5 protein-coding genes and 1 tRNA gene are annotated in these 6,380 nt (G+C 65.1%); 2 read left to right on the top strand and 4 right to left on the bottom strand.

Annotated elements, in window-relative coordinates; genetic code table 11:
• The 4 genes from ACLEJU_RS23570 to phnN form a co-directional block, all read right to left on the bottom strand.
• A complete protein-coding gene (locus ACLEJU_RS23570) occupies positions 1-3,396 on the bottom strand; it encodes an amino acid adenylation domain-containing protein (protein ID WP_435424156.1) in 3,396 nt (1,131 codons plus the stop codon).
• A gap of 144 nt (positions 3,397-3,540) precedes the next feature.
• Entirely contained in the window at positions 3,541-4,518 is a 978-nt protein-coding gene (locus ACLEJU_RS23565) for a TauD/TfdA family dioxygenase (RefSeq protein WP_435424157.1), read from the bottom strand.
• 204 nt (positions 4,519-4,722) lie between these two features.
• Positions 4,723-4,797: transfer RNA gene (locus ACLEJU_RS23560), tRNA-Arg, on the bottom strand.
• Positions 4,798-4,925: 128 nt separating this feature from the next.
• A complete protein-coding gene (phnN, locus tag ACLEJU_RS23555; protein WP_435424158.1) occupies positions 4,926-5,513 on the bottom strand; it encodes a phosphonate metabolism protein/1,5-bisphosphokinase (PRPP-forming) PhnN in 588 nt (195 codons plus the stop codon).
• Positions 5,514-5,742: 229 nt separating this feature from the next.
• Here phnN and ACLEJU_RS23550 point away from each other — a divergent pair, with 229 nt between their 5' ends.
• Both ACLEJU_RS23550 and ACLEJU_RS23545 read left to right on the top strand, forming a co-directional pair.
• Complete coding sequence (locus ACLEJU_RS23550; RefSeq protein WP_163985918.1) at positions 5,743-5,904, top strand: hypothetical protein; 162 nt, start codon at positions 5,743-5,745, stop codon at positions 5,902-5,904.
• On the top strand, positions 5,861-6,187 hold the full coding sequence (locus ACLEJU_RS23545) for an Arc family DNA-binding protein (protein WP_003254499.1): 327 nt from the start codon (positions 5,861-5,863) through the stop codon (positions 6,185-6,187). The genes ACLEJU_RS23550 and ACLEJU_RS23545 overlap by 44 nt, the downstream gene beginning before the upstream one ends.
• Positions 6,188-6,380 lie beyond the last annotated feature (193 nt).

Below are 6,380 nucleotides of genomic sequence, written 5' to 3'. Positions count from 1 at the left end.
TCAAACCTCCTCCAGTGAATTCATGAACGCTTCCATGTCGGCCCAGTCTTCGTCGGCAGTGCCACCCAGGGCCTGCAGCTCCTCGGCCAGAGCGGCCAGGTGCGGGCGTTCGAACAAGCTGCGCATGGGCAGCGCGACGCCCAGTTCGGACTTGATCCGGGCAATGACCTGGGCTGCCAGCAACGAGTGCCCGCCCAGGTCGAAGAAGCTGTCGTCGAGGCCGACGCGGGGCACCTGCAACACTGCCATCCAGATCGCCGCCAGCTGTTGTTCCTGCTCGCTGACCGGCGCACGGAAGCTGGCCTGCAACTGGCTCGGGTCGGGCGCAGGCAAGGCCTTGCGGTCGAGCTTGCCGCTGGGGGTCAGCGGCAGGCGTTCCAGCAGCATCAGGTGCGAAGGCACCATGTAGTCCGGCAGCGTCGCGCGCAGGCCATCGCGGATCGCCTGGCGCTGCGCTTCGGCACGGGTGCCATCCGCTTCGCTGACCACATAGGCCACCAACTGCCGCCCGCCGGCCATGTCCAGGGCCTGCACCGCCGCCTCGCGCACGCCAGGGCATTGCTGCAGGCGCATCTCGATTTCGCCAAGCTCGATGCGGAAGCCGCGCACCTTCACCTGATGGTCGACGCGGCCGATGTATTCGATGGCGCCACTGGCGTCGAAGCGGGCGCGGTCACCGGTGCGGTACAGGCGCTCGCCGGGGACTTCGGGGTCGGGCAGGAAGCGTTCGGCGCTGAGCGCGGGCTGGCCGTGATAACCGCGTGCCAGGCCGGGCCCACCGATGTACAGCTCACCAATGGCACCGGCCGGCACTGGCTGCATCTCGCCGTCGAGAATGCACAGGCGGCGCCCGGCGAGGCCCTGGCCAATGGGGATGCCGCGCCAGGACACATCTTGCGATGCCAACGCCGTGCAGTCGTGGATGCTGGACACCACCGTGGCCTCGGTCGGGCCATAGGTGTTGAGCAGGCGCACCCCACCCAGGCCGGCGCGGCGCCACAAATCGAGGCCGTCCACCGCCATGGCTTCGCCGCCGACATGCACCTGGCGCAGTGCGGCAAACGCCCGTGGCGTTTCGCGCGCAAAGTCCTGCACCAGCATGTGCCAGTAGGCGGCCGGCAGGTCGGCGACCGTGATGCCGTGCTGCTCCAGTGCCTGCAGGAAACTGCCGCTGTCCCACAGGCGGCTGTCGCGCAGCACCACGCGGGCACCGACGCACAGCGGCGGGTAGAACTGCTCGACGAAGCCGTCGAAGCTGCAGGTAGCAAACTGCAGCACGCGATCATCCGCGGTCAGGCGCGAATAGTCGGTTGCCAGTTCGCAGAACTCGGCCAGCGCACCATGGCTGATGGCGACGCCTTTGGGGCGGCCGGTGGAACCGGAGGTGTAGATCACATAGGCCAGGTTGCCGGGCTGCAGTGATACCCGCGGGGCATGCTCAGGTTGCTCGCCCTGCGCCTGGTCCAGGCACAGAACCTCGATACCCTCAGCCACTGGCAGCTGGCTCAGCAGGTTCGATTGGGTCAGCAGCAGGCGCAGGCCGCTGCCGGCGAACACCTGGGCGATGCGTTCGCTGGGTGCTTGCGGGTCAAGCGGCACGTAGGCACCGCCGGCCTTGAGCACGGCCAGCAGGGCAACCCCCATGTCCAGCGAGCGCTCCAGCGCCACACCGACCAGCACCTCGGGGCCGACGCCCGACTGCACCAGGCGTTGCGCCAGACGGTTGCTGCGGCGCTCCAGCTCGGCGTAACTCAGGCTGGCGCCCTGCCCTTCGCCGGCCAGCACCAGCGCGACCGCCTCGGGCGTGCGTGCTGCCTGGGCCTGGAAACGTTGATGGGCCAGCGCCGAGGCCTGCGGGGCGGGTGCGCGCAGTGCCCAATGCTGCAACTGACGGGCTTCTGCAGCATCGAGCAACGGTAGCTCGCCGATTCGGCGCTGCGGGTCGGCCAGCACGCTGCGCAGCAGGTTGCGCCAGTGGCCGGCCATGCGCTCGACGGTGGCGGCGTCGAACAGATCGGTGGCGTAGGTGAAGGCGGCCAGCAAGCGCTCGCCTTCCTCGCGGGTTTCCAGCATCAGGTCACTGGCCGCGGCATGGCTGCGGGCGCCGGCCACGCTTTGTTCGGCGTCCAGATGCGCCAACTGCAGGCCGCAACCCAGGCGCATGCCCTGGATGTCGGTGACCAGCGGCTGGTGGTTGTACATGACCTGGAACAGCGCGTTGTGGCTCTGGCTGCGACTGGGCTGCAGTGCCTCCAGCAGTGCATCGAACGGCAGTTCCTGGTGGGCCTGGGCGCCGAGGGCGGTCTGGCGCAGCGCTGCCAGCAACTGCTCGAAGGTCTGGCGCCCATCCAGCTGGCTGCGCAGCACCTGGGTATTGACGAAGAAACCGATCAACCCCTCGACCTCACTGCGGTTGCGGTTGGCAATCAGGCCGCCGACGCGGATGTCGCCCTGGCCGCTGTAGCGGTACAACAGGGTCTTGAAGGCCGCCAGCAGCACCACGAACAAGGTCGTGCCCTGACGCTGGGCCAACGCCTTCAGGCCGCTGCGCAGCTCGGCGTCGATGGCGAATTCAAGGCGCGCCCCGGCATGGCTAGGCTGTGCCGGGCGCGGGCGGTCGGTGGGCAATTCCAGTGGCTCATGCTCCTCGCCCAGCTGGGCTCGCCAGTAGTCGAGCTGGCGGGCCTGCTCGCCGGCTTCCATCCAGCTGCGTTGCCACAGGGCGTAGTCGCGGTAGTGCACGGCCAGCGCCGGTAGCTGGGTCTGGTTGCCAGCGCTGCGGGCATCCAGGCAACGCATGAACTCCTCGATGAGGATGTTCATCGACCAGCCGTCGGCAATGATGTGATGCATGGTCAGCAGCAGCACATGCTCATCCGCCGCCAGTTGCAGCAGGGCCACCCGCAGCAACGGGCCCTGCTGCAGGTCGAACGGCTGGCCGGCTTCACGGGCGACCTCCTCACGGGTCCGCTGCAAGCGCTGATTCGCCTCCAGGCCGGACAGGTCGACATGGCGCACCTGCACCAGCGCGCCGTCACCGACGCGCTGCAGCACCTGACCGTCGAATTCCGCGAAGGTGGTACGCAGGCACTCATGGCGCTGCACCAGATCGGCAAAGGCCAGGTCCAGCGCCCGGCGATTCAGGTTGCCGAGCAGGCGCACGGCCCCTGGCAGGTTGTAGGCCGCGCTCTCTGGCTCCAGTTGCCAGAGGAACCACATGCGCTGCTGGGCATAGGAAAGCTGATCGCGGCCGGCGACACCGCTGCAGTCGGGAATGGGGTAACTGGTGAAATCGACCTGCTCGTCGCGCAGGGCGGCGAAGAAGACACGGCGTTTTTCCAGCGGCAGTTCAATGAAGCGGCGCGCCAGCTTCAGGGATTGATCGAGGGTGCTCATAGGTCGTCCGAACCGGTGATGGGAGCCGCCCTGGGCTCCGCGATACCTGTTGAACGAATGATTACGGCTCGCATTTAGGTGTCACGTGCAAAACCCGCCGGCGTGTCCGAAGGCATGCCGGCGATCGCTGTACCGCCGCAAGTCTCAGGCCGCGCCGTGCCCTTCGGCCATGGCCACGATCACCTTGCGCTTGCCGGTGAAGGTGCTGCGGGCGTGGGCGGCGAGCATGTTGTCGAGCATCAGCACATCACCTTCCTGCCACGGGAAGGCGATGGTGCATTCATCCAGAACACCGCGCACCTCGTCGAGGATCGAGTCTTCGATGGGCGAACCGTCGCCGTAGTAGACGTTGCGTGGCAGGTCTTCCTCGTCGACGACCTCCAGCAGGCTCTCGCGCACCTCGGGCGGCAGATTGGAAACATGGAACAGGTGGGCCTGGTTGAACCATACATCCTCGCCGGTTCGCGGGTGGCGGGCCACGGCCTGGCAGACCTGGCGGGTGCGCAACTCGCCATCGTCCTTCCAGTCGCAGGTGATCGCATGGCGCTCACAGTAGGCTTCCACCACTGCCGGGTCGTCACTGTTGAACACCTGCTCCCAGGGCACATCCAGGCCATTGCCGAAATTGCGCACGTACATCAGCCCATGGCGGTTGAAGCGTTCGTGGATGCCCGGGTCGATCCGGCGGAACACCTCGCGGCTGTCGGCGATTGGCGTCTCCCCTCCACTCTCGGCGGCGATCATGCTGTAGAACCAGATCTTCATCGGCCATTCACGGGTGTAGGCCTGTTCGTTGTGCAGCGGGATCTTCTGGTGCGGCGGGTACTCGGTGGAGGTGTACACGCCTTGGGTAACGTTGCTGCGTGGAGTAGAGCCGAACTCGTAATTGAGCAGCGGGTGGCCAAAGCCGCCGGCGAAGCTGCGGAAGGCCTCGGCGCCGCCCACATCAAAGCCGCGAAAAAGGATGCCGCCGACGTCGAGCAAGTGGCGCTCGACCAGCGCGCGGATCGGCTCCAGCGCCTCGTTGAGGTCCAGGCCGGCGTGGGGCGCCTCGACCAGCAAGGGCAGGCTGCGCTGGCCTGGCAGCAGGGGCCGGGCCAGCAGTTCCAGTATGGCGCTCATGATCTCCCCCTTACGGCAGTTGGCCGCAGCGGATAAAGCAGCAATTGATTGGCAACAGGCAGCGCCTGGCTGGCCTTGAAGCAGGTGGCGGCAAGCATCCTTCGACCCTCGATGAAATGACGGCAAGCTCCGGTCCGGGCGCGCGCAGCGCACGTCGGCCTTGTGCAAAGGAAACGAGGGGCAGAGGGAGGGATTTAGCGTGGATGGCGTCCCCGGCAGGAATCGAACCTGCACCAGAGTCTTAGGAGGACCCCGTTCTATCCATTAAACTACAGGGACTGAAACCCGCCAGCCATGTGTGCTGCCTGAATGCAGCAACAGCGGGACGGCGAGCATGTTAACCAGCGCGCCACCGTTTGTCATGCCTGAATCGGGCTTTTTGCACGTAGGAGTTTTCTGAGAGCCGCTCAGGCAATCAGCTTTTCCTGACGCAGCAGATCGAGCAAGGCCGCAACTGCCGTTGCCAGCTCACCTGAATTGTCGAGGTGGTGGACCGACGGTGCGGCCTCCAACTGCAACCGGGAATTGCGCGCCAAGCGCTGGTCGACTTGCTCCGGGGTTTCCCGCCCGCGGGCGAGCAAGCGTTGACGCAGCACCTCGGGTTGCACTTCCAGGCACACCGCCAAGAGATCTGGGTAGCGCGCCTGTGCTTCAGGCAGATAAGCCCGCGAACCATTAACCAGCACCGAGTGCCCTTGCGCCAGCCACTGATCCACCTGGGCCGGAATCCCGTACTCCAGGCCATTGGCTCGCCAGTGCATGGCGAACGCGCCCTCCTCGCGCATCTGCGCGAACCGCTCCGCGCTTACGCCATGGGCGGCCTCCCCCTTGGCCTCGGCGGAACGCGTGATCACGCGACGGGCGATTTCCACCCCGGCGGCAGACAACTGCGCGCGAGAAGCATCGATCAGGGAATCTTTTCCCGAACCTGAGGGTCCTACCAGGAATATCAGGCGGCCTGAGGCTCCATCTTGGGCGCTTGCGTCATGTTGCATAGCCACTATGCTCTAGGGAAGGAAACCCGCGCATTCTAGGTGTTTTCTGGGGCCTTTGCTGCGTTTTACAGGTTTTTGACGGCAAAAGGCTGACGGTGCGGCGGGCTGGATAATGCAAAACTTTTCAAACCAGTGCTCATTTCTGATAATTGGTACTGGCAAAAAGCCTTTATCCGGCTCACTATTTGTCACAGAATTGACGCCAAGGAATCGGCGACCATGAGGCAAGATGACCATCCAAATTTTCATGACGGTTGAACATTTTGTCGTCGCCACGGTCGTACTTCCACCCCGTGCGGCCAATTTGAGAACCGCTTCCCCTGAACCAGTAAATCCGGTCAATTTATATGCGCCCAATGAAACAGGCTATTTATTCGAGCCGCACCGCTGACAAGTTCGTCGTCCGCCTGCCAGACGGGATGCGTGAGCGCATTGCCGAGGTAGCGCGCAACCATCACCGCAGCATGAACTCCGAGATCATCGCGCGCCTGGAGCAGAGCCTTATCCAGGAAGGTGCGCTGGGCGACGAGCTGAGCATGCGCCTGGACAGCCCGGAGCTGTCGTTGCATGAGCGCGAGCTCCTGCAACGTTTCCGCCAGCTGTCGCACCGTCAGCAGAATGCGCTGGTGGCCCTCATCGCTCACGATGTGGAAATGGCCGCCGACGCCTCCTGAGGCCGGCAGCAAGCAGACACGAAAAAGCCAGCGTAAGCTGGCTTTTTTCGTTGTGCCTTACAAGCGACGCGGCCACTGTAGGAGCGGCCTTGTGTCGCGAAAGGGGCGCGTAGCGGCCCCAGGATCTTGAGCACATCGAGATAGTTGGGGGCGCTACGCGCCCCTTTCGCGACACAAGGCCGCTCCTACAGGA

This window comes from Pseudomonas sp. SMN11 (genome assembly GCF_052041945.1).
Taxonomy (GTDB): domain Bacteria; phylum Pseudomonadota; class Gammaproteobacteria; order Pseudomonadales; family Pseudomonadaceae; genus Aquipseudomonas.
This window is presented reverse-complemented; position numbering and strand designations above follow the sequence as displayed.